This window comes from Opitutia bacterium (assembly GCA_016217545.1).
Lineage (GTDB): Bacteria > Verrucomicrobiota > Verrucomicrobiia > Opitutales > Opitutaceae > Didemnitutus.
The window spans coordinates 584,598-606,329 of the sequence record JACRHT010000017.1; the positions used below are offsets into that span (position 1 = coordinate 584,598).

20 protein-coding genes are annotated in these 21,732 nt (G+C 66.1%); 6 read left to right on the forward strand and 14 right to left on the reverse strand.

Annotated features, from left to right (window positions below):
* Nucleotides 1-8: 8 nt before the first annotated feature.
* Nucleotides 9-1,226 carry a sulfatase-like hydrolase/transferase gene (locus HZA32_18455; GenBank protein MBI5426059.1) on the reverse strand — a complete coding sequence of 406 codons (1,218 nt, stop codon included), beginning with the start codon at nucleotides 1,224-1,226 and terminating at the stop codon, nucleotides 9-11.
* Between the two features lie 74 nt (nucleotides 1,227-1,300).
* Nucleotides 1,301-2,980, reverse strand: coding sequence for a response regulator (locus HZA32_18460; protein ID MBI5426060.1), 1,680 nt, complete (start codon nucleotides 2,978-2,980; stop codon nucleotides 1,301-1,303).
* A gap of 215 nt (nucleotides 2,981-3,195) precedes the next feature.
* Here HZA32_18460 and HZA32_18465 point away from each other — a divergent pair, with 215 nt between their 5' ends.
* From HZA32_18465 to HZA32_18490, 6 genes are all read left to right on the forward strand, one after another.
* Nucleotides 3,196-3,588: a hypothetical protein gene (locus HZA32_18465; GenBank protein ID MBI5426061.1), complete on the forward strand. Its 393-nt coding sequence runs from the start codon at nucleotides 3,196-3,198 to the stop codon at nucleotides 3,586-3,588.
* 60 nt (nucleotides 3,589-3,648) lie between these two features.
* The gene (locus HZA32_18470) at nucleotides 3,649-4,134 is read left to right on the forward strand and encodes an asparaginase (protein MBI5426062.1); all 486 of its coding nucleotides are present in this window, start codon (nucleotides 3,649-3,651) and stop codon (nucleotides 4,132-4,134) included.
* A 192-nt stretch (nucleotides 4,135-4,326) separates the two neighbouring features.
* Nucleotides 4,327-4,851 (forward strand): chemotaxis protein CheD, encoded by a 525-nt coding sequence (locus HZA32_18475; GenBank protein ID MBI5426063.1) that lies wholly within the window; start codon nucleotides 4,327-4,329, stop codon nucleotides 4,849-4,851.
* 166 nt (nucleotides 4,852-5,017) lie between these two features.
* Nucleotides 5,018-6,493 carry a PQQ-binding-like beta-propeller repeat protein gene (locus HZA32_18480; GenBank protein MBI5426064.1) on the forward strand — a complete coding sequence of 492 codons (1,476 nt, stop codon included), beginning with the start codon at nucleotides 5,018-5,020 and terminating at the stop codon, nucleotides 6,491-6,493.
* Nucleotides 6,494-6,569: 76 nt separating this feature from the next.
* Nucleotides 6,570-7,046, forward strand: coding sequence for a tryptophan-rich sensory protein (locus HZA32_18485; GenBank protein ID MBI5426065.1), 477 nt, complete (start codon nucleotides 6,570-6,572; stop codon nucleotides 7,044-7,046).
* Between the two features lie 272 nt (nucleotides 7,047-7,318).
* A complete protein-coding gene (locus HZA32_18490; GenBank protein MBI5426066.1) occupies nucleotides 7,319-8,980 on the forward strand; it encodes a serine hydrolase in 1,662 nt (553 codons plus the stop codon).
* Between the two features lie 7 nt (nucleotides 8,981-8,987).
* On the opposite strand, the gene HZA32_18495 is transcribed toward HZA32_18490, so the two are convergent.
* The 12 genes from HZA32_18495 to HZA32_18550 all read right to left on the reverse strand — a co-directional run bounded on the left by HZA32_18495 (nucleotide 8,988) and on the right by HZA32_18550 (nucleotide 21,721).
* Nucleotides 8,988-9,653 (reverse strand): hemolysin III family protein, encoded by a 666-nt coding sequence (locus HZA32_18495; protein MBI5426067.1) that lies wholly within the window; start codon nucleotides 9,651-9,653, stop codon nucleotides 8,988-8,990.
* Between the two features lies 1 nt (nucleotide 9,654).
* A complete protein-coding gene (locus tag HZA32_18500; GenBank protein MBI5426068.1) occupies nucleotides 9,655-10,620 on the reverse strand; it encodes a LysR family transcriptional regulator in 966 nt (321 codons plus the stop codon).
* Between the two features lie 125 nt (nucleotides 10,621-10,745).
* Nucleotides 10,746-11,390, reverse strand: a complete 645-nt coding sequence (locus tag HZA32_18505; GenBank protein MBI5426069.1) for a cytochrome c — start codon at nucleotides 11,388-11,390, stop codon at nucleotides 10,746-10,748.
* A gap of 1 nt (nucleotide 11,391) precedes the next feature.
* Nucleotides 11,392-12,045, reverse strand: a complete 654-nt coding sequence (locus tag HZA32_18510) for a cbb3-type cytochrome c oxidase subunit II (protein MBI5426070.1) — start codon at nucleotides 12,043-12,045, stop codon at nucleotides 11,392-11,394.
* Nucleotides 12,042-13,502 carry a cbb3-type cytochrome c oxidase subunit I gene (locus HZA32_18515; protein MBI5426071.1) on the reverse strand — a complete coding sequence of 487 codons (1,461 nt, stop codon included), beginning with the start codon at nucleotides 13,500-13,502 and terminating at the stop codon, nucleotides 12,042-12,044. The genes HZA32_18510 and HZA32_18515 overlap by 4 nt, the downstream gene beginning before the upstream one ends.
* A gap of 7 nt (nucleotides 13,503-13,509) precedes the next feature.
* A complete protein-coding gene (locus HZA32_18520; GenBank protein ID MBI5426072.1) occupies nucleotides 13,510-13,851 on the reverse strand; it encodes a hypothetical protein in 342 nt (113 codons plus the stop codon).
* 1 nt (nucleotide 13,852) lies between these two features.
* Nucleotides 13,853-15,145: a hypothetical protein gene (locus tag HZA32_18525; GenBank protein ID MBI5426073.1), complete on the reverse strand. Its 1,293-nt coding sequence runs from the start codon at nucleotides 15,143-15,145 to the stop codon at nucleotides 13,853-13,855.
* 1 nt (nucleotide 15,146) lies between these two features.
* Nucleotides 15,147-15,779 carry a cytochrome c gene (locus tag HZA32_18530; protein MBI5426074.1) on the reverse strand — a complete coding sequence of 211 codons (633 nt, stop codon included), beginning with the start codon at nucleotides 15,777-15,779 and terminating at the stop codon, nucleotides 15,147-15,149.
* 4 nt (nucleotides 15,780-15,783) lie between these two features.
* Nucleotides 15,784-16,314 (reverse strand): DUF3341 domain-containing protein, encoded by a 531-nt coding sequence (locus tag HZA32_18535; GenBank protein MBI5426075.1) that lies wholly within the window; start codon nucleotides 16,312-16,314, stop codon nucleotides 15,784-15,786.
* A 15-nt stretch (nucleotides 16,315-16,329) separates the two neighbouring features.
* Entirely contained in the window at nucleotides 16,330-17,751 is a 1,422-nt protein-coding gene (gene nrfD / locus HZA32_18540; protein ID MBI5426076.1) for a polysulfide reductase NrfD, read from the reverse strand.
* A complete protein-coding gene (locus HZA32_18545) occupies nucleotides 17,751-21,068 on the reverse strand; it encodes a TAT-variant-translocated molybdopterin oxidoreductase (protein ID MBI5426077.1) in 3,318 nt (1,105 codons plus the stop codon). Before HZA32_18545 ends, nrfD begins: the two co-directional genes overlap by 1 nt.
* Nucleotides 21,068-21,721, reverse strand: coding sequence for a cytochrome c3 family protein (locus tag HZA32_18550; GenBank protein ID MBI5426078.1), 654 nt, complete (start codon nucleotides 21,719-21,721; stop codon nucleotides 21,068-21,070). The genes HZA32_18545 and HZA32_18550 overlap by 1 nt, the downstream gene beginning before the upstream one ends.
* Nucleotides 21,722-21,732: the final 11 nt, after the last annotated feature.

Below are 21,732 nucleotides of genomic sequence, written 5' to 3' on the forward strand. Positions count from 1 at the left end.
CCGGCTCCTCACACCCACCGCAGCAGCTCCCGCATTTCCTCCGACCTCGCCGGTTCCTCGGCGAGGTTTCTCATTTCCAGCGGGTCGCGCTCGAGATCGAAGAACAGCCACGGCGCCTCGCGACCGTCGGGCTCGCGGCGCAACACGACCTTGTGCTGCGCCGTGCGAAAGCCGCGCCACGCGTGCGGACATTGCAGCGGAATCTCTGTCGCGCTCGGCATCGAGATCGCCGCGCTGTCGCGCTTGCACACCCATTCGCGCCCTGCCGCCCACGCCACCGCCATGTGCGGCAGGTCGACGAGACTCACGGGCGCCTCATCGCGCCGTCCTCTGTTCTCCGTCCTCAGACCTCGGATCAGCAGCGGCACGCGCACGCTCTCCTCGTGCGGCCACGCCTTGCGAAAAAGCCCGTGGCTGCCGTGCATGTCGCCGTGCACCGACGTGAAGGCCACGATGGTTTCGCTCAGATCGACCTCCGCCAGCAATCGCCCGATCGCACGGTCCGTCGCTTCGATGTGCGCATAGTAACCCGCGAGTTCGTCGCGGGTTTTCCTCTCGATCTCGCCGCCGAGCGGCACGTTCGCGCGCAACTTGATCTCGCTCGCTCGGGCCTCGTGCACGTGCGGCGCGGGCGCGTGATACGGCGGGTGCGGCGCCTCGAGGCTGACGACGCAAAACGCCGGCGCGTCGTGCCGCTCGCGCAGCCAATCCGCCGCGCGGTGCACCAACACGTCCGCCTGATAGCCTTTGAAGTGTTTCGGCTCCGGCAAGCGTGTGCCGTGCAGCCACGGATCGTTGAGCAGGAATCCGCCCTCGAATCCCTCCCACAACCCAAAGCCGCCGCGCGCGTCCGACGGCACTATTTGTTTCGCGTGCACATCGCCCACGAAGGGCGCCGTGCGGTCGCGCTCGCTCAGGTGCCATTTGCCGAACCACGCCGTGCGATAGCCGCGATCGCCCATCGCGTGCGCGACGGTGCGCGACGTTTTCGGCAACGCGTCCCAGTAATTGCTCACCCCGTTTTCAGGGCAGAATTTGCCGGTCAACAGCGCCGCGCGCGCCTGCGGGCCCAGCGGGTGCGGCGTGACGGCTTGCGTGAAGTTGACCGCCTCGCTCGCGAAGCCGTCGAGCCACGGCGTGCGTGCGTTCGCATCGCCGGCATGGCCAAACGCCTGCGCACGCCACTGGGTGGTGACGATCCAGAGAATATGGGGCCGCGCGCTCACGCGAAGGCATCAGAACGATTTTGCGCCCGAAGGCGATGCTCGCCTGCGCCGTGGCGCGGCGGCATGTCCACCGGCTATTTCTGCGCCGGCGCCAGGAGCCCGCGCAACGCGACCGCGAGTTCGCCGAACGCGACGGGCTTGCGCAGGATTTCCCGCACGCCCAGCGCGCGCATGTCGTCCACTTCCGCCTGATCGATATAGCCCGAGATGAGCATCACAGGCATCAGCGGCGCCCGCGCGAGAACTTGGCGCGCGAGTTCGCGTCCGGACATCGAGGGCATCGCGAAGTCCGTCACGACCGCGTTGAACCGCTCGGGATTTTTCAGGAATTCCTCGAGGGCGCTGCGCGGGTGCGCGTGCTCCACCACCTTGTAGCCGAGATGCTCGATGATGCCGACGATCGCCGTGCGACTCTCCGCCTGATCGTCGACCACGAGCACGCATTCGCCGTCGCCTTCGGGCGCGACACTGCGGCTTTGCGCCGCGCTCCCGAGCGGCACGATCGGGAGCGCGAGGAGATGCACGCAGAACAAGCTGCCTTCGCCGAGGCGGCTGCGCACCGTAACCGCCCCGCGATGCGATCGCACGATACTGTCCACGACGGCCAAACCCAATCCCGTGCCGCGACCGGGCGCCTTGGTCGTGTAGAACGGATCGAAAGTCCGATCGAGCGCCTCGGGCACGATGCCGCAACCATCGTCCTCGACGGAGAAGCAGACGACTTCACCCGCCGGCATGCCGGCGGGCAGTGCCGCCTGCTCCGGAGTCAGATTGGCCACCGTCAATCGCACCGTCACGCGTCCCCCCGTGGGCGGGAGCGCCTGTGTCGCGTTGGTGCAGAGATTGACGAACACTTGGTAGAGCTGACTCGCGTCGGCGAGGACGGGCGGACAACCGTCGTCGATCTCCGCGACCAACCGCACCGACGCCGGCAAGGTCGAGCGGATCAGCGCGAGCGCCTCGGCCGCGACCTTCTGCATGCGAATCGGCGCGAGCAGGCTTTCCTGCCGGCGACCGAAAGTGAGGATTTGCTGCACGAGCCCCTTCGCGCGCAACCCGGCCTCCGTGGTTTGGTGCAGCCAGGCTTTCGCCTCGTGGCCGTCGGGCATCTGCAACTGCGCGAGTTCCACGAACCCCAGCATCCCGGTCAGGATGTTGTTGAAATCGTGCGCGATCCCGCCGGCCAGCGTGCCAAGGGATTCCATTTTCTGGGTCTGCCGCAGGCGCTGCTCGGCCGCCTGGCGGGCGGATTCGGCGCGACGTTGCGCCGTGACATCGCGGATCGCGGCGGCGATCACTCGCCCGCCAACGGTTTCGATCGGCGCGAGGCTGATCTCCACGGGGAAAACCTCGCCGGTCTTCCGCGCCGCGACCAACGCGCCGTGCCGGTCGCGCATCGCCCGCGGCGTCGGCGACAGCATCACCGCCAAGTTGCCGGGACTCGCCGCCGCCAACGCTCGCGCCGTCCAGACCGCGGTGTTCTCGGGCTCCAACCGCCACCGCAATTCGACGGCGTCGCCCCCTGCGAGGAGTTCCAGCGCCGTGTCCGGCAGGTCGAACCCGGCATCGACGAGCGCCCGCCCGACGAAGTGCGAAGCCTCGCGGCCCGCGAGCCCGAGCAACCGGGGATTGACCGCGCGGACGACTTTATCCGCCCCCACGAGCATCGCGGGCGCACCGAAGCAATCGAACAGGCAATGAAACGCGGCGACCAACACCTCGGGATCGCCAGACAAGACAGCGGGTTTCTCCATGGTGCAGCTACCGACAGCGCCGCGGTGGAAAAACCCGGGATGGGAAGGCATCGAGGCACTTCCACCGCACGAAAGGTGACCAACTAATTAAACGGAAATGCAGGCGCTGCGGGTGCCACAAATTCAGCGCCGTCGTCACCTTCCATGCGCCAACCACCAACTCGCGACGCAAGGAGTGCGGAGCATTCCGCGCGCATCTGTGGCACTATCCGACCATGGCATGGAAAGCCCTGGTCATCTTTGCGCTGATCGCGCTGGTGGAAACCGTCCACGGCAGCCTGCGCGTGCGCTACCTTAACCGCCCGCTCGGTGATCATCGCGCGCGGCAGGTCGGCGTCTTCACCGGCTCCGCCCTCATCCTCGCCATCGCGTGGCTCACCGCGCCTTGGCTCGCGGCGCCGAGCGCTGCGGCCGCGTGGGGCGTGGGCGGCTTGTGGCTCGGTCTGATGTTGGCCTTCGAGGTATGGGTGGGCCGCAGGCTGTTTCACGCCTCCTGGGCGCGCGTGTTCGCCGAGTTCGATCTCCGTCGCGGCGGGCTGCTCGGTTTCGGGATGCTCGTGCTGGCGGCGGCGCCTTGGCTGGCCGGCGTGGCCCGCGGGCTCTTTTAGCCCGGAAGGCGGAACGGAAAATCTTTGCGGCCGGACCGGCTTCCGCTTCATCGTCCGGCCATGCGTCTCCGTGTCATCACCGCCGGTGGAACCATCGACAAGGTCTACTTCGACGCCGCCAGCACCTACGAGGTCGGCGAGCCCCAGATCGGCCCGCTCCTGCGCGACTCGAACGTCACGTTCGACTTCGTCGTCGAATCGGTCCTCCAGAAAGACAGCCTGGCGATGACCGACGAAGACCGCGCCCTGATCCGCGCCCGTGTGGAAGCCGCCCCGGAGAAGCTCATTCTCATCACGCACGGCACCGACACGATGACCGCCACGGCCGCCAAGCTGCAGGGCCTTGCCGACAAAACCGTCGTGTTTACGGGGGCTATGCAACCGGCCCGGTTCCGCGACAGCGATGCGGTCTTCAACGTCGGCTGCGCAATCGGCGCCCTGCAGGTGCTGCCGCCGGGTGTTTACATCGCCATGAACGGCGTTGTCGCCGCGGCCGACACCGTGCGTAAGAACCGCGCCGCAAGCCGTTTCGAGCCGAAAAGCTGACGGCCACGGGGCGGGAGGTCCCCTTTTTACCCGCCGCCCGGCCGGGAAATAGCCAGGTTCCGGTGAATCCCCTAAAGTTGGCCTGACGGGAGCCGAACCAAAGGGAGCCGGCATTCGTGCCCGGCACCCATGCTTTTCCCCGTCACCAACGCGCCCGCAAGCCGCTCTTTCCGCGACGTGCCCGCCTGATCCATGGCCGGTTCTCCCACAGTCGCTTCGCTGTTTGCCCAACGCGTCGTCATCGGTGTCGGCGACATGGCGGTCTCCAACAACGCGCAGGTGATCCTCAGCACCTACGCGCTCGGGTCCTGCATCGGCGTCATCGCCTACGATCCCGGCGTGAAAGCCGCCGGCATCCTGCACCTGATGCTGCCGGAATCCTCCATTTCGCCGGACAAGGCCGCCCGCCAACCCGCGATGTTTGCCGACACGGGATTGCCCGCGTTTTTCAAGGCCCTTGCCGGCCTCCGCGCCGAGCGCTCGCGACTTCGGCTGTTCGTCGCGGGTGGCGCCAGCGTCATCGCAGGCACCGACCCGTTCCGCATTGGCGAACGCAACACGCGCGCGACGCTCGATTACCTTTCGCAACAGGGCTACGTCGTCCGCCGCACCGAAACCGGCGGCAACATCAACCGCACCGTCCACCTCGAGGTCTCCTCGGGCCAGGTGTCGCTGAAGACGCCCACCGAAAACAGCCAGTATATGCTGACCTCCTGAGCGAGGTGAGGAAGCGATCGGGGCCGAGAGAGACGTTTCCGCGCCCAACCAGCGACGGGTCGGCTGCGCGCGCAATCAACGCGACACCGGCGACATTGGGCGTTCTTCGCGCCCCGTCCGTCGCTCGGGATTTGCCCCGACAACACCCCTGTGTCTGGCTCGGCTCATGCGCCTGTCACTCCTCGTCCTCGCGAGCGTGCTGCTCGCCAAGCTCTCGCTCGCCGCCGCGCCCGCCGGCACCGACCCCATCGAGGGCAAATGGCTCGGTCGCATCGGCGACGCGCGCACGAACAACTTCTCCGCGCTCGGCCTGGAGTTTCAGCGCGCCGCCTCGGGCGGCCTCGCCTTCTCGCTGACGCTCGAGCAACTCAATCTCTACGGCCAAGCCATCCCCGGCACCGTCACGCGCGCGGGCAACCGCTACCGCTGCGATTCCTTCGACCTCGAGCTCAAGGACGGCCAGCTCCACGGCTCCTTCGGAACCAATCATCGCGACATCACTCTCGAACGAGTCGCGCAACTTCCCGTCGACACCCCGATTCCCACCGACCTGCCACCTGCCCCCGCGCCGCGCTGGCAGACCCAGCTCGGGGGCTCGATTTACGCCGGCCCCGCCGTGCACGACGGCTTTGCCTACGTCGGCACGACGAGCGGCGTGTTCGTGGCCGTGAAGACGGTGGACGGTGCGGTCGCGTGGAGTTTTCCGGCCGGTCGGCCGATCTTCGGCGAGGCGCTCGCAACCGACGAAGCGGTGTTCTTCGTCTGCGACAACGGCTATCTCTTCAAACTCGCCCGCACCGACGGCAAGGAACTCTGGCGCTACGATCTCGGTGACGCGCGCATCTCGCGCATCCTCCCCGACCCGATCCAACAAGCGGACGACGGTTTCGATCACCGCGCGCCGCGCCCCATGCTCGTTGATGGCGTGCTCTACGTCGGCGCCGGCGACGGCGGTTTTCACGCGGTGCGAGCCGACACCGGCGAGCGCGTCTGGCGCGTCCAATCGAAAGGCGCGATTCGCGCCACCGCCGCCGTGCGCGGCGACCGGGTTTTCTTCGGCACGGTCGGCGGCCTCGTCGTTGCCGTGGAACGCGCGACGGGCCGAACGCTCTGGGAAGCGAAATCTCCGGCGCCCGTGACGAGCTCGCTGGCTTTCGTGGGCGACAAGCTGATCAGCGGCGGGCGCGACAGCGTGTTGCAAGCGCTCGATCCGGCGACCGGCGCGCAACTCTGGAAGCTCGACTTCTGGGGCTCATGGGTCGAGTCGAGCGCCGTCGCCGCACCGGAGAACGACGGCACTGCCTACATCGGCTCGTCCGACCTGCGCCGCGTCACTTGCTTCGATGCCGCCGACGGACACATCCGTTGGCGCACCGACGTCTTCGGCTCCGCGTGGGGCCGGCCGCTCGTCACGGACCGATTCGTTTACGCCGCGCTCGCTGCGGAGGAGCCCTACATGATCCGACACCAAGGTGGCCTCGCGGCCCTCGACCGCGCGACGGGCCGGCTCGTCTGGCGGCTAGCGGCGCCAAATCCGCCCGGCATCTACAATTGGGGTTTCCCCGGTTCTCCCGCCCGCGCCGGAGACCTCCTCCTCATCGGCGGCATCAACGGCACGCTCTACGCGTTCCCCATCGAATAGCGTCCGCGTCGCCCGCCCCGCACCACTTTCTGCGCGGTCGCGTTGCACATCCGCGAGTGCCGGCTACGTTGTTCGCATGGTTAACCGGCGTTGGTTCGTTCTGCTTGGATTCCTGATCGTCACGTTCGTGGCCGCAGGCATCGGCGGCGCAGCCACGAGCAGCAGCGTGACCACGTGGTATCCCACGCTGCAGAAACCGTCGTGGAATCCCCCGAGCTGGCTCTTCGGCCCGGTGTGGTCCGCGCTCTACGTGCTGATGGCGGTCGCCGCATGGCGGGTCTCGCGCCACACGGAGACGCCGGGGCGGCGGCACGCGCTCGCATGGTATTTCGGACAACTCGCTCTGAACGCTCTGTGGTCGTGTCTGTTCTTCGGCCTGCGCAGCCCCGGGCTCGCGTTTGCCGAGGTGCTCGTGCTCTGGACCGCGATCGTGATCACGGGAGTGAAGTTCGCGCGCATCGACCGCATCGCCGCCATGTTGTGGCTGCCCTATCTCGCGTGGGTATCGTTCGCCTCGGTGCTGAACGGCACCGTTTGGTGGCTCAACCGCTAGAGCCGTCGCGCCGCGGAACGGAGTCCGCGCCCTCCCCTCGAATGCGAGCGGCTACCGTTTTCCTGAAAACGCTGTAGAGCATACTCTGTATTTCTGTAGCCGGGTTTCTGTAGCCGGGCTCGCTGAGCCCGGCCGGCGCATCTTTCCGCGGGAAAGCCCTTTTCCGGGGTCAGCGACCCCGGCTACATGATTTTTGCAAACGCGGCCGGCGAGTTCACGCGCATCCACTTCCCGCGTTGCCGCTTCGCGCCCGCGAAGCCAAGTTGCGCGGCATGAAACTGCCCGCGTGTCTGCTTCTGGCTTCGATTCTCGCTTCGACCGTTCTTGCCAGCGATGCACCGCCGCCGCCCGCCGCGTCGTTGAAGACGACGCTCGAAAACGCTGCGGCCAAGCTCCCCGCCGGCGGCATCGTCAGCGCGGAAATCGACGGCGCGAACGTCAGCTACAGCACATTTGGCAAACTCGCCGCGCCGGCCGGTGTGGCACCGGAGCGCGTGTTGTTCGAGATCGGTTCGATCACGAAATTCTTCACCGGCCTGCTGCTGGCGCAGGCGACGCTCGACGGCAAAGTCAGCCTCGACGACCCGATCACGAAGTATCTGCCACCGGACCTGAGCCTTCATCCCAACGTCGCCGCCATCACGCTGCGCCAGCTTTCGACGCACACTTCCGGCCTGCCGCGGCTGCCCGACAATCTCCATCCGCTCGTTCCGGCCGATCCCTACGCCGACTATCTCGAGCCGCAGCTCCACGATTTTCTAGGTTCGTTCAAGCCCGCCAAGGCGCCCCCGCAAGCCGCGGACTATTCGAACCTCGGCGCGGGTTTGCTCGGCCACCTGCTCGAGCGCGCCTACGGTGTCGGCTACGCCGAGCTCGTGCGCACAAAGATCACCGGCCCGCTGGCGATGAACGACACCACCATCGCGCTCACCGACGATCAGAAGACGCGCTTCGCGGTGCCACACTCGGGCAGTGTCGCCGTGTTGCCGTGGAACCTCGGCGTGCTGAGCGGCGCCGGTGCGTTGCGCTCGACGGCGGCCGACCTGGCCAAGTTCGCGCAGGCACTGTGTGACGAACACAGCCCGATCGCGGCCGCATGGAAAATCGCGCGCGAACCGCGCGCCCCGATGGGGCCGCGCGGACAGATCGGGCTCGGCATCTTCATCAGCGAGCGCGACGGGCGCACCGTCTACAGCCACGGAGGCGGCACGGGCGGCTTCCGCTCGCATTTCGAGTTCACGCCCGCCACGCGCACGGCGCTCGTGGTCCTCTTGAACAACGACGACCCGGACCCCGCCGCGTTGGTCGCAGCCGCGCATCGTCCACCGACCGACACCAGCGCCGCGAAATCAGCGCCGACGCCGGAAGTGGCGATCTCTGCGGATGAACTCCGCAAATTCACCGGCGTCTACGCCATCGATGCCCGGGCGCGCTTCACGGTGGTGTTCGACGAGCAAGGTCAGCTGCGCATCAGGCTCACGGGTCAGGCGTTTCTGCCGGTGAACTATCTCGGGAACGATCGTTTCGCGGCGAAGGCCGTGGCCGCGCAGTTCCAGTTCGCCCGCAGCGCCGATGGTAAGGTGACGTCAATCACGCTGCACCAAAACGGACGCGAGATCCCGGCGCAGCGCACGGCGGATGCCCCGGTGGTGAATTTCCTCCCGGTGGAAAAGCTCCGGGAATACGCCGGCACCTACGAACTGGCGCCGGGAACCGTGTTCGAGGTGGGTGTCGGCCAACGCACGACGACGCTGACCGTGAAGCTGACGGGCCAGCCCACCTTCCCCGTGCACAACACGAAACCCGACCACTTCGTCTACGACATCGTGGACGCCGCGCTCACGTTCGAGCGCGATGCCGACGGCCGCGTGGTCGCGGTGGTGCTGCACCAGAACGGTGCCGATCAGCGCGCGCCGAGACAGGCCGGCAAGTAAGCCGCGCTCAAGCCGCGCGCGGCACGACGTAGCCGAAGATCGCCACCCAGTGGCACACGCTTCCGGCGAGCACCCACAGGTGCCAGACGGCGTGGTTGAACGGCAGTTTTTCCCAGAGATAAAAGATCGTGCCGAACGAGTAGCAGAGCCCGCCCGCAAGCAGCAGCCAGATGCCGCCGAGCGGCAGCGCGGCGAACAACGGCTTGGCCGCGATGACCACGAGCCAGCCCATCGCGAGATAAAGGATCGTCGAAAGCACGTCCCCGCGGCCGGCGTAGAAGAATTTCACCACGACGCCAACCAGCGCGCAGCCCCACACAACGCCGAAGAGACTCCAGCCCCAACCGCCACGAAGCGGACCGAGCACGAAGGGCGTGTAGGTGCCGGCGATCAGCAGGTAGATCGCCGCGTGATCGAAACGCTGGCAGCGACGGCGCCATTTCTCGGATTTAACCGAGTGGTAGATGGTGGACGCGCTGTAGAGCAGCACGAGCGTAGCGCCGTAGATCGCGGTGCTCGTGATGTGCCACGCGTTGCCATAGAGCGACGAATAGACGACGAGCAAAACCAAGCCCGTGACGCTGAGCAGCGCACCGAGACCGTGGGTGAGACGGTTGGCCAACTCTTCGAGCGGCGGATAGCTGGACGGAACGTGTTTGGCGGGAGCGGACATTTCAGGCGGAGATTTTTTCGGCCTTCCCGCGCGACGCGAATTCGGTCGCGAGATGGTCGACGAAGTTCATCACGAGCGGCCCGGCCTCGGCCTTGGGCCAAGTGACGGCGTGCCACGTGCGGTGCCAGCCCTTGCGCGTGATGCGCTTGGCGACGAGCTGGCCGTCGGCGAGCGCGGGCTTAACGGCCCACTCGGCGAGCGCGGCGACGCCCATGCCGGCCTTCACGAGTTCGAGAATCGCCTCGGTTAGCTGCACGCAGGTGAAGCGTCGCGGCCACTCGCCGGCGGGGCGCAGGATGTCGACGCAGAGCGAGGATTCCTCCGGGCGCGAGGCATACATGAGCAGATGCTCGCGCGCGATCTCCTCGGGCTCGAGCCAGAGTTTGCGCGCGAGGGCGTGATCGTGGGGCACGAGCAGGCGCACCTCGTCGCGCAGCACGGCGCGAGCGAGCATGCCGGCGCGCTCGGGCTTTTCTGTCGTGATGGAGAGATCGATTTCGCGGTTGTAGAGCGCTTCGAGCGAGCGATGCGTGACTTCGCCGACCACGCGGACATCGGCTTCGGGATGCTCGGTGCGGAACGAGCGGATGACCGCGGGCAGCCAATGGTAGCCGGTGTAGCAATGCGTGCTGAGCCGCACGGTGCCGGCGCGCCCCTGCTTGAGTTTGGCGAGGCGGTCCTCGGCGTCGGCGACGGTGCCGAGCACGCGCACGGCGGCGTCGAGCAGGACTTCGCCCGCGGGCGTGAGGCGCATGGTCTTGCCCTCGCGATGGAAGATCGGCCCGCCAACGATTTCCTCCAGCACGCGCAACTGGTGGCTGAGCGCGGAGGGCGTGAGATTGAGGCGTTCGCTGGCGCGGGTGAGGCTGCGCTCCTCGCCGACGGTCCAGACGAGGCGCAGGTGCCGCAATTCCACCCCGGTGTAGCGGGTGAACGGATCGCTGGCGGCGCCTTGAGCGGATTTCACGCGAATCAGAGGTAGCGTTAATCCTATTCAGGTCGAGCTTTTGCTCGCCCGTGAGCTTCCGAGCGACGCGGCCAACAAAAAGGCCGCCCGAAAGGGCGGCCTTGGAAATCGAGGTCGTCGACCGGTTACGGCGTCTTGAGGAGTTCCTCAACCGTCCACGGGCCGCGCGCGCCGAGTTCAGCGCGGATGGCGGCAACCTGCTCGGGCGTGATGGCGGGAGCGTTGTTACCCCAGTCCGAGCGGATGTAGGTGAGCACGTTGGCGATCTGATCGTCCTTTAGGATGCCGCCGAAGGGCGTCATTGCGCTGTTGAAGTTCTGACCCTTGACCGTGATCGGACCGTTCAAACCGAAGAGGACGATCTTGATGATGTGCTTCTCGTGCTTCGGATCCAAAACGAACTCCGAGCCGGCGAGCGGCGGGTAAACGCCGGGGACGCCTTGGCCGGTGGCCTGGTGGCAGGTCATGCAGTTGGCCGTGAACACGCGCTTGCCGAGCATGGCGGGCGTGATGACCGGACCGGTGGCGGCCTGCTTCGAGGGCTTCTGGTTCTCGTTGTAGATCGCGGCGTCGAAGTGCGCGGAATAGTGCGCGAGATAGACGGAGCCGAAGAAGATCGCGCAGCACATGATGCCGAGCAGCACGAGCGGGAAGCGCGGATTGCCTTCGGCCTTCTCGGGCTTGTTCGACTGCAGGCGCGCGTGAACTTGCTGAATCGACTCGTCGGACGCGCCGGACTGCTCGAGGTGAGAGTGGTTTTCGGAGCTCATCTTATTTGCCCTCCTCCTTCGCGGCTTCGGCGGTGAAGGGCTTGGCTTCGGGATACTCGTAGGAGTCGTTCAGGCTGCGCAGATACGCGACGAGCGCGCGGGCGCGGTGCGTCGGGACGACTTCGTGACCGGCGGGAGCCGCGGCCTTGCCGGAAAGCTTCAGCGCGTAGGGCGAAGCTTGGCCGGGACGGACCGGGTGGACGTCGAAGAGGAAGTCGTAGCTCGGCATATTCGTGCCGGGGGCGACGGCGTGCGGCGCGTAGAGGATCGTGTAGAGGTAGGCCTCGTCGGCGTAGGCGCGGGCGGCGACATTGCGCAGGTCGGGGCCGATGCGGCTGGAGCCGAGGAACACGGTCTTCTCGCGGATGTAGTCGCGGGCGACGCTCTGGCGAGTGCCCCACTGGCGGGCGGTATCGCCGCCGAAACCTTCGCGGCGCACCTGCTGGGTGTGGCAGGAGACGCAGCCGAGGTCCTGGTAGACGGCGCGGCCTTGGTCGGCGAGGCCGGTGAGCGGCGCGGGATGAAGGGCTTCGTCGACGGGGTCCTTGTATTGCGTCAGCGAGCCGAGCTGCTTGTGCGCGGAATAAAGGACGGCGCCGGTCGAGAGCGCGAGGACGGCGAAGGCGCCGAAGAAGAGGGCGAGACCGTTTTTCATGCGTGCTGCCCCTCCGAGGCGGTCGTGGCCATGGCGGGCGGATTGGCGAACTCAGCCTTCGGGCCCGTCTCGATGACGGAGTTGAAGGCGGTCCAGAAGAAGTTGATGGCGAAGGCGACGTGGCCGACGAGCAGGACCATCAGCGAGACGGTGCGGAAGGCGAGCCAGGGCTTGAGCATCGCCGTGATGTCGGCGAAAGGCGCGTTCGTGTTGAGCAGGTGCCCCTGTTCCGAGCCGGCGTAACCGACGCCGACCACGATGCAGATGATGCCCACGAGCGTCAGCCAGTAGTGAATCGTGACGAGCGCGGACGAGTGCCACGGACGGCCGGCGAGGCGCGGGATGATGAAGTAGGCCGCGCCGAACATGGCGGTCGAGAAGCACGCGTAGGAGATCACCCAGTCGCGCAGCTCGGGGATGAGGGTGAACTGCGTGTCGATGGCGAAGCCGCGGTTGGAGAGCACGAGGTTCAGGACGGCGCCGAAGAAGAAGGCGACGATGCTCAGGAAGGTGAACTTGAAGGTGACACTGCCCTTGGCGTCGCCGAAACCGCTGGCGAGCGTCTTGAAGAAGTTCGTGAAGAGGATGACGACGGCGGGAACGATGAGGTAGTTGGCCACCGCGCCGAGGGTCGCGACCCACGCGGGAACCGGGCCGCCGATGAGGCGCGAGCCGCCGGCGAACGCGGTGCAGACCACGAGCCACCAGAAGCCGATGCCGGCGAGGTAGTAGTTGTGGATCGGCTTGCCGGTGACCTTCGGGACGAAGTAGTAGGCGCAGGCGAGCGCGAGCGGCGTGAACCACAGGCCGTAAATGCCGTTCACATACCAGGCGTCGACGATGGCCTGCACGACGCCGTGCGTCGGCACGCAGAAGAGCATCGTCTGCGCGACGGCGAAGAGCCACGGAAACCAGAGGACGGCGCCGAAGATATACCACTGCGAGGCGAACACGTTGTCGGTGTTGCGGACGCTGAAGGTGGTGATCGCCCACACGCCCATGGCGGCGTAGCACACGAGCATCATGAGGGTGATGGCGCGCGGCATCTCGAGGAGCTCGAAGGATGTCGTGCCGCCCAGGAGGATGCCGAGCATGCCGAGGCCGAGGGTGATGTTCCAGGCCTTGCAGGCGACGATGAGCCAGCCGCCGTGGCGGAGGGCGGCGGCGGAGAGGCGGGCCATGAGCCAGAGCGCGACGCCGAGGCCGGCGTTGAAGCCCCAGCCGTAGGTGAGGACGACGTTCGCGGCGGCGTTGACGCGGCCGTAAGTGAACCACTCGCAGCCGGAGAGGAAGCCGAGGAAGTTCGGCGTGTGCAGCTGCGTGGCGGCGATGAGTTGGAGCGCGCCGCCGATGAGCAACCAGGCGATGGCCTGGCTGAAGAACACGAGAACGGGCCACTTGGCGGAGGCGTCGATCTCCTGCTGCTCGGCGCGAGCGTTGGGGACGGTGGAATTCATCGGCAAATTACTTCCGGGCGTGCTCCTTGACGGTGAGCTCGATGGCGCGTTCGACCGGGAGGCGAACGATGCCCTTCGACTGGTCGACCCAGCCGTAGGTGGTCGCGTCGACCTGGGCCTTCTGCTGGAGATCGGCGAGGGCCTTGGCGCGGCCTTCGGCGGAGAACTTCCAGCGCTGGGCTTCGTCGAAGTCGGCGGGGTTGGCCGTGCCGCGGTTGTCGAAGGCCGGCGCGGGCGAGTAGTAGCGGTTCACGAGCCAGCCACAGAGGACGGCGACGAGAATCACCACGACGGCGGTGAACACCGGCGTGCGCTGCGGAAAGGCGTAGGCTTGCGGGTTGTCGCTCATGTTAGTGGGCGGTGGAGGCGGCGCCTTCCTCGGGGGCGGTGGCGTCGTGGTGCGTGAGGGATTCGACGATGCGCGGATCGTGGATCGGGATGAGTTTCGCGTCGGCGGTGGCGAAGCTCCGGAGGTAGGCCCAGATGCCGAAGCCGCCCACGCCGACCACCGAGCTGATCACCCAGAGGAGATTCAGCGAGAGGAACGGCAGCGGGTCGCCGTGCGCGTCCTTGAGCGAGGGAAGGATGTTGTAGCAGAGGTCGATCAGGATGGTCGCGAGGATCGCGACGCTGATGAACCGGAGGCCGCGCGGCGTGCTCTTCAGGCGATAGCTGAGGAGGTAGAGGAACGGGAGGAAGAAGTGACCGAAGAGGATCACCATGCCGACCCACTTCCACTGATTCGGGAGGCCGTCGCTGTTGTTAATTTCGCGGAGGTTATACCAGAAGGTTTCCTCGGGGACGTTGGCGTTCCAGATCAGGAAGTATTGGGAGAACGTGACGTAGGCCCAGAAGATCGTGAACGCGTGCGAGAGCGTGCCGACGCAGTGCCAGTGGTTGGTGTTCACGACGCCCTTGTAGTCGCCGCGGCTGAGGAGCCAGATCATGATGAACACGAGCACGGCGAGCGCGCCGCGCATGCAGTTCGCGAAGAACCACACGCCATACATCGTGGAGAACCAGTGATACTCGAGGCTCTTCATCCAGTAGATGGCGGCGAAAGTCAGCGAGAGCGCGACGAGCGGGATGCCCATGGCGGCGGTGACGCGGTTCTTGAGCGTCCACTTCACGTCGCCGTCCTTGTCCTGCGTGAACGAGGCCTTGCGGAGGCGGGAGGAGAGCCAGATCCAGATCGCGAAGAACGCGACGGACATGCCGGTGAACATGTTCAGGCTGAGGAAGCCCGCCTTCTTCACGTAGAGCGGGTCGTCACCGACGGTGCCATGGCCGCCGTGCAGCGGGTGGCCGAGATCCATCCACGGCCAGATCAGGCCGGGCTTCACCCAAGCGGAGATGAGCAGCGGGAGGAAGAGAACGGCGAGCGGCAGGAACGCGGAGAGACCGTGCTCGAGCTGGCGGCGCGGCACGACGGACCAGCCGGCGTCGAAGATGTGGTGGATGAGGACCCAGAGCAGCATGCCGATGGCGATCGCGGTGCAGAACGCGAAGCCGACGAGGTAGGACGTGGCGACGTGCTGGGCGGGCGAGACGACGAAGCCGAGTGCGGTGACTGCGAGGCCGGCGACACCGACGACGAGGGCGGTGCCGGTCTTGGGGGCGACGGGAGTGGACGAAGTGGCCATGTTATTTCAGCTCCCCTCGGTTCGCGAGCGGGACATCGTCGAGCTTCGCATTGTGGGCGCGTTGGAGGGCGCGGACGTAGGCGATGACGGCCCAGCGCTCGTCGGGCGAGAGCTTGTCGGCGTAGGGCGACATCGTGTTCTTGCCGTTGGTGATGGTGTTGAAGAGCTCGCCCTCGGCCATGAGGCGGAGGCGGTCGTCATGGTAGGTCGGCGTGGCGACCATGCCGTAGGCCTTGGTGATGCCCTGGCCGTCGCCGTTCACGCCGTGGCACGGCGCGCAATAGATCGCGTAGCGATTTTGGCCGCGACGGATCATCGTCTCGGTGACTTCGATCGGGAAACCCTTCACGAAGGAGCCGTCGGCGTTTTTGCCGAGGTAGTGGGCATCGTCGGCGCGGAGGAAGTCCGGATCGGCGGCGGTGCTGCGGCCGCGCGGCACGGTGCCGGCGGGAGCGGGGCGATCGGTGCGTCCGTCGGCGAAGAACTTCGAGGCGGCTTGCGGCTTGTATTTGCCCTGAACGTCCATGTCCGGAAACACGACGAGCGGTGGCTGCGTCGAGCGCATGCCACGGAAGCCCGCGATCGAGATCGTCAGGGCGACGGCGAAGAGGAGCGTGTAGTAGGCGTAACGCATGGGGTTATTCCTCCAGCTCCGCGATGTCCTGGCCGCCGATCTTCGCGAGCAGCTCGCGGGTGGCGGTGGCGTTGAATTTCGGGTCGTTGGCCTCGATCACGATGAAGAAGCGGTCGTCGAGCGCGCGCACGAATTGCGGCGCTTTCATCACCGGGTGGTAGTGCATCGGCAGACCGTTCAGCAGGAACATGCCGATGATGGTCGCGAACGCGGTGAAGAGAATCGTCAGCTCATAGCTCACCGGGAAGGCGAACATGGGCGAGAAGTAGGGCTTGCCGCCCACGATGAGCGGGTAGTCGAACGCACCGGTGAACCAGATGAGGCTCATGCCGGTGCAAAAGCCGGTGATGCCGCCGGCGAGCGAGAAGCGCGGCACGCGCGAACGGCGCATGCCCATGGCGGCGTCGAGGCCGTGCACGGGGAACGGCGTGAGCGAGTCCCATTTGGAGTAGCCGGCGTCGCGCACGTGCTCGCACGCGTGGTAGAGCGCGGGCACGGTGTCGAAGGCGGCGATGAGTCCGTAAGTCTTTTTCATGGTCGTGGCCTCCGATTAGTGGCCCGCGCCGTGCGGGTCGGCTTGCGGGATGACCGCCTTCACTTCCGACATCGGCATGATGGGCACGAAGCGGATGAAGAGGAGGAACAGGAACGAGAAGACGCCGAAGGTGCCGAAGAAGGTGAAGACTTCGACGATCGACGGAGAATAGTAGCCCCACGACGACGGCAGGAAGTCGCGGGCGAGCGAGGTGACGATGATCACGAAGCGCTCGAACCACATGCCGACGTTGACGAAGATCGAGAGGATCCAGACGAGCGTCGTGTTGTTGCGGATCGATTTGAACCAGAAGAACTGCGGCGTGATCACGTTGCAGCCGATCATGATCCAGTAGGCCCAGGCGTAGTGGCCGAACGCGCGGTTGATGAACGCGAAGCCTTCATACGGGTTCGCGCCATACCACGCGATGAAGAACTCCATCGAGTAGGCGTAGCCGACCATCGTGCCCGTCGCCAGGGTGATCTTGCACATGCAGTCGATGTGATACTGCGTGATCAGGTCCTCGAGGCGGTAGATGGCGCGCAGCGGCAGCATGAGCGTGAGCACCATGCCGAAGCCCGAGAAGATCGCGCCCGCGACGAAGTAAGGCGGGAAGATCGTCGTGTGCCAGCCGGGGAGCAGCGAGACGGCGAAGTCGAACGAAACGATCGTGTGCACCGACAACACGAGCGGCGTGCTGATGCCGGCGAGGATCAGGTAGGCCATTTCGTAGTTGCTCCAGTGGCGGTTCGAACCGCGCCAACCCATGGCGAAGAAACCGTAGATGCGCGCCTTCAGGAGATTGCCGGCGGCGGTGAAGCGATCGCGCAGCGTGCCGAGGTCAGGAATGAGGCCGATATACCAGAAGAGCACGGAGACCGTGCCGTAGGTCGAAACCGCGAACACGTCCCACTCGAGCGGCGAACGGAAGTTCTGCCAGATGTAGTTGGCGTTCGGGATCGGGAAGAGATACCAAGCCATCCACACGCGACCGACGTGGAACACGGGGAAGATCGCGGCGCAAACGACGGCGAAGATGGTCATCGCCTCGGCGGCACGGTTGATCGACGTGCGCCACTTCTGGCGCAGGAGGCACAAGATCGCCGAGATCAACGTGCCGGCGTGGCCGATACCGATCCAGAAGACGAAGTTGACGATGTCCCACGCCCAGTTGACCGGATTGGCGTGACCCCAGACACCGACGCCGGTGCCGACGAGGTAGACCAGGCCAGCGACCGTGAACGACGCGATGAATGCGGCGATGCCGAAGCACCACCACCACCAAGTCGGGGTCGTGCCCTCGACGAGGCCGCAGATCTTGTCAGTGATCCACTTGAAGTCGCGATGATGATGGACGAGCTCGGCACGCGGGAGGATCGCGGGCTTGACCTCGGCGAGGATCGGGTGAGCGGCGTGCTCAGCGGAGTGGGCGCCCATTAGTGCTTCCCTCCGTGTTGAGCTTCACCGTGCGCAGGCGCGTGGCCTTCGCCATGCGACGGGTGGTTCTTGCTGTTGTATTCCACCCGGCTGAGCGGGAGGGCCTGATAGTCCGGCATGTGCGGGTTCGGGTTGCGGAGCTTGCCGAGGTAGGTGAGACGCGGGCGGACGTTGAGGTAACCGAGCACCGCGTAATCGCGCTCCTGCGCCTTGAGTTTCGAAACCTGGCTGTTCGGGTCTTTGATGTTGCCGAACACGATGGCGTCGACCGCACAGACCTGCTGGCAGGCGGTGCGGATCGTGCCGTCGGGCACTTCGACATCGCCGCTGGCGCCGGCTTTGCGCTTCTGGGCGATCTTGCCCTGATTGATGCGCTGGATGCAGAAGGTGCACTTCTCCATCACGCCGCGCATGCGGATCGAGACGTCCGGGTTCTTCACCATCTTGACCAGCTCCGGCATCTCCTTCTGGTGGCCGAGCGGGCCCATGTAGAGGGCGTCGGTCGCGCGCTTGTTGAAGTCGAAATAATTAAAGCGGCGAACCTTGTAGGGACAGTTGTTGGCGCAGTAACGCGTGCCGATGCAGCGGTTGTAGGCCATCGTGTTGATGCCTTCGTCGTCGTGCACGGTGGCGTTGACGGGGCACACGGTTTCGCACGGCGCGGTTTCGCAGTGCTGGCAGGTCATGGGCTGGACGACCGCCTGCGGATCTTCCGGAAGTTCGCGATTGTCGCTGCGCTCGCCACCGAGCAAGTCCGCCATCTGGCGCGCGTCGGCCTTGCCGTCGCTGTAGTAACGGTCGAGGCGGATCCAGTGCATCTCGCGGCCGCGCATGACCTGGTCCTTGCCAACGATCGGAATGTTGTTTTCCGCCTGGCAGGCAATGACGCAGGCGTTGCAGCCGATGCAAGTGTTGAGGTCGATCGACATGCCCCACTGGTGGATGCCGTCGAAGTTGGGCTGCTCGTAGAGCGATTGGCCGCGCGGGGTGGCCGCCGCCTTCACGGCGAGCGGCTGATCCTTGTCCTTGCCGTAGACGGGCGGCGTGTGGGACTCCATGCCGATCGCGGCGACGAACGCGGGATTCGCGTTGAACTCGTCGAGGTTCGCTTCGCGCACGATGTCGCGGCCTTCCATCGACCAATGCTCCTGCGTGTTGGCGAGCTTCTGCTTCTTCCCCACCACGGTGAGCTTCGCGCCGATCGCGAACGACATCGCGGCGCCGGTGCGGACGGCGTAGGCGTTGAAGCCGCCGCCGGTGCCGACGCGACCCGAATGGGTGCGGCCGTAGCCGAGCGGGAGGATGATCGTGTAATTGGCCAGACCGGGCTGGATGTGGATCGGGCCGGTGACCTTGCGGCCGTTGACCTCGACCTCACCAATGTAGGCGAGCTCCTTGCCCTGCTGGTATTCCGCATTCTCGACACGGGCAACTTGGATCATGCTGCCGTGCGGGTAAACCTTCAGCTCCTTCGCGAGACGCGGGGAGATGAGGATGGCGTTGTCCCACGAGATCTTGGTGATCGGGTCCGGGCACTCCTGCAGCCAGCCGTTGTTGGCAAAGCGGCCGTCGTCCATCTTGTGGTCCGTCGCGAAACGAACCTCGAGATTGCCGGAGGCCGGCGCGGTGGTGGCGGAGGCCTTCGCGACGAGCGCAGCGGCGTTGGCGGCGTTGAACGTGACCGAAACGGGCTTGTAGGCCGAGTTGGCGAGCACGCCGTCGTGGAGGAATTTCTCGAAGGCCTTCTTGTCGCCACCGGTCATGCCGCCGATGGTCGTGAAGACTTGGGCGTAAGCCTCGGGATTCTGTTCGCCGGCGAGGCGGGCAAGCAGCTCGACTTCCATCAGGCCGCCGAAGAGCGGGAGAATCATCGGCTGGATCGGCACGATGGTGCCGTCGAGCGTGCGAGCGTCGGACCACGACTCGAGGTAATGCGTCGCGGCGAGCGTCGTGCCCGCGAGCGCGGCAGTCTCGTCGGCGTGGTAACCGAAGCGGATGACATCCGGCACGGACTTCAGCAGCGCGCCGAACTCGAGGTCGGCAGGCGCACTGTAGGCCGGGTTGCCGTTGAGGACGAAGAGGGTCTTGACCGAACCGGCCTTGATCGCGGCGGCGAGCGCCTGGATCGTGGAGGCCGTGCGCGGCTCGGCGGCGACGAACTCGACGGTCGAGCCGATGTTGCCGAGGTGCGCGTTGACGGCGTTGACGAGGACGTGGACGGCGGCGGGCTGATGTGCGCCGGCGATGACGATCGACTCTCCGCGGTGTTCGGCGAGGTCCTTGGCGCACTCCTCGATCCACTTCGGGTTCACGTCGCCGAGGCCCTGCGCGAGCGAGGCGAAGGTGCTTGAGCCGGTAACCTGACCGGCGAGCGCGGCGGCGAACGCGAGAATCTGCGAGCTGCCGAGGCGGAGGCGGTGATCCGCCATCGAGCCGGTCAGCGTGAACGCGCTCTCCACAACATAGAGGCGGTTCATCGGGTCGTCCTTCTTCGCGACGCGGCGGCCCTTCGCGAAGGCGCGGGCGTATTCGAGCGCGCCGGCTTCAGCGTGGAAGAAATCGGCGTCGAGCGAGAGGACGCGCTTGGCCTGCGCAAAGCGGTAGATCGGCTTCACGTTCTGACCGAAGGAGGCGATGGCGGCGTCGGCCGGGGCTTCGTCGGCGACCGGCTCGTATTCGGCCCAGATGGCGCGCGGGAACTTGGCCTTCAGCGCGGCGACGAGGCGGGCGCGGGTCGGCGAAGCGGACTCGTCGGCGAGGAACGCGAGGCCTTCGCCGTTGCCGGCGTATTGCTTCGCAATGGAGGCGAGCAGGTCGTTGACTGCGGCAGTGTCGATCACGTTGCCCTGGCGGACGTGCTGCGTGGCGCGGTCCGGATCGTAGAGATCGAGAACGGAAGCCTGCGCCATCAGCGAGCTGGCGCCGCCGGTGGGATCGTAGCTCGGGTTGCCCTCGAGCTTGGTCGGGCGGCCTTGGTGCGTCTCGGCGAGGAGCGGCTGCGCGTGGCGGCGCAGCGGCATGGCGGTGGCGTAGTAGAGCGGAAGGCCCGGGACGATGTATTCGGACGACTTGCCGTAGGGCAGGATGTTCGTCTCGGGGCGACGGCAGCCGGCGAGGCCGATGCCGCCGAGCGCGAACGACGCCGCCATGATCTTCATGAACTGGCGGCGGTCGACGCCCTCGATGGAGGACGCGCCCTCGGGGAACTCGCGGGCGAGTTGCTCGCGGAAGCCCGGCGTGTCGGCGAGCTCGTCGAGGCTGCGCCAGTAGCGTTGGCCGTTCGCGGGAGCGGCGGAATGGTCAAATTTGCGTTTCATCAGCGGTGGCAGCCGGAGCAGCTTTGCGGGGGCTTAACCTTCCAATCCTTGATCATCTTGTGGGCCTCCTCGAGGCCGGCCTGTTCGGCCACGGTCTTCGAGTTGAGGTTGAAAACGTCGGCGGGTTTGCGGACGAACTTTTCGGGTTCGCGGTGGCAATCGAGGCAGAAGCCCATCGAGTGGGACTTGTCGTGCCAGACCGTGGACATCTCGTTCACCTTGCCGTGGCACTCGACGCAGCTCATGCCGCGGCTCACGTGGACGGAGTGGTTGAAGTAGACGTAGTCGGGTGCCTGGTGGATTTTCACCCACGGCACGGGTTCGCCGGTCTCGAAGCTCTTGCGCACCGGCTCAAGGAGCGGGCTCTGGGGCTTGATGATCGAGTGGCAGTTCATGCACGTCTGCGCCGTGGGGACGCTGGACGTGGCCGATTTTTCCACGGAGGCGTGGCAATAGCGGCAGTCGATCGCGAGGTTGCCCGCGTGGAGCGCGTGGTCGAAGGGGACCGGTTGGATCGGCTGGTAACCGACGCGAAGATATTTCGGCGTCGAGTAGTAGGTGACGGCGGCGGTCGCGACGCTGCCGAGCACGAACAAAAAGATCACGATCTGCAGCGGCAGAGCGTTCGCGGATTTCGGGAAGATTTTCGACATGGGTCGACGGG

Bases quoted from the DNA above. Each gene is read 5' to 3' on its own strand.
- HZA32_18490 (MBI5426066.1), top strand. From the start codon at position 7,319: ATGAAACTGCCCGCGTGTCTGCTTCTGGCTTCGATTCTCGCTTCGACC.
- HZA32_18520 (MBI5426072.1), bottom strand. From the start codon at position 13,851: ATGAGCGACAACCCGCAAGCCTACGCCTTTCCGCAGCGCACGCCGGTG.
- HZA32_18525 (MBI5426073.1), bottom strand. From the start codon at position 15,145: ATGGCCACTTCGTCCACTCCCGTCGCCCCCAAGACCGGCACCGCCCTC.
- nrfD (MBI5426076.1), bottom strand. From the start codon at position 17,751: ATGGGCGCCCACTCCGCTGAGCACGCCGCTCACCCGATCCTCGCCGAG.
- HZA32_18530 (MBI5426074.1), bottom strand. From the start codon at position 15,779: ATGCGTTACGCCTACTACACGCTCCTCTTCGCCGTCGCCCTGACGATC.
- HZA32_18535 (MBI5426075.1), bottom strand. From the start codon at position 16,314: ATGAAAAAGACTTACGGACTCATCGCCGCCTTCGACACCGTGCCCGCG.
- HZA32_18465 (MBI5426061.1), top strand. From the start codon at position 3,196: ATGGCATGGAAAGCCCTGGTCATCTTTGCGCTGATCGCGCTGGTGGAA.
- HZA32_18505 (MBI5426069.1), bottom strand. From the start codon at position 11,390: ATGAGCTCCGAAAACCACTCTCACCTCGAGCAGTCCGGCGCGTCCGAC.
- HZA32_18460 (MBI5426060.1), bottom strand. From the start codon at position 2,980: ATGGAGAAACCCGCTGTCTTGTCTGGCGATCCCGAGGTGTTGGTCGCC.
- HZA32_18545 (MBI5426077.1), bottom strand. From the start codon at position 21,068: ATGAAACGCAAATTTGACCATTCCGCCGCTCCCGCGAACGGCCAACGC.
- HZA32_18515 (MBI5426071.1), bottom strand. From the start codon at position 13,502: ATGAATTCCACCGTCCCCAACGCTCGCGCCGAGCAGCAGGAGATCGAC.
- HZA32_18470 (MBI5426062.1), top strand. From the start codon at position 3,649: ATGCGTCTCCGTGTCATCACCGCCGGTGGAACCATCGACAAGGTCTAC.
- HZA32_18480 (MBI5426064.1), top strand. From the start codon at position 5,018: ATGCGCCTGTCACTCCTCGTCCTCGCGAGCGTGCTGCTCGCCAAGCTC.
- HZA32_18485 (MBI5426065.1), top strand. From the start codon at position 6,570: ATGGTTAACCGGCGTTGGTTCGTTCTGCTTGGATTCCTGATCGTCACG.
- HZA32_18475 (MBI5426063.1), top strand. From the start codon at position 4,327: ATGGCCGGTTCTCCCACAGTCGCTTCGCTGTTTGCCCAACGCGTCGTC.
- HZA32_18550 (MBI5426078.1), bottom strand. From the start codon at position 21,721: ATGTCGAAAATCTTCCCGAAATCCGCGAACGCTCTGCCGCTGCAGATC.
- HZA32_18510 (MBI5426070.1), bottom strand. From the start codon at position 12,045: ATGAAAAACGGTCTCGCCCTCTTCTTCGGCGCCTTCGCCGTCCTCGCG.
- HZA32_18495 (MBI5426067.1), bottom strand. From the start codon at position 9,653: ATGTCCGCTCCCGCCAAACACGTTCCGTCCAGCTATCCGCCGCTCGAA.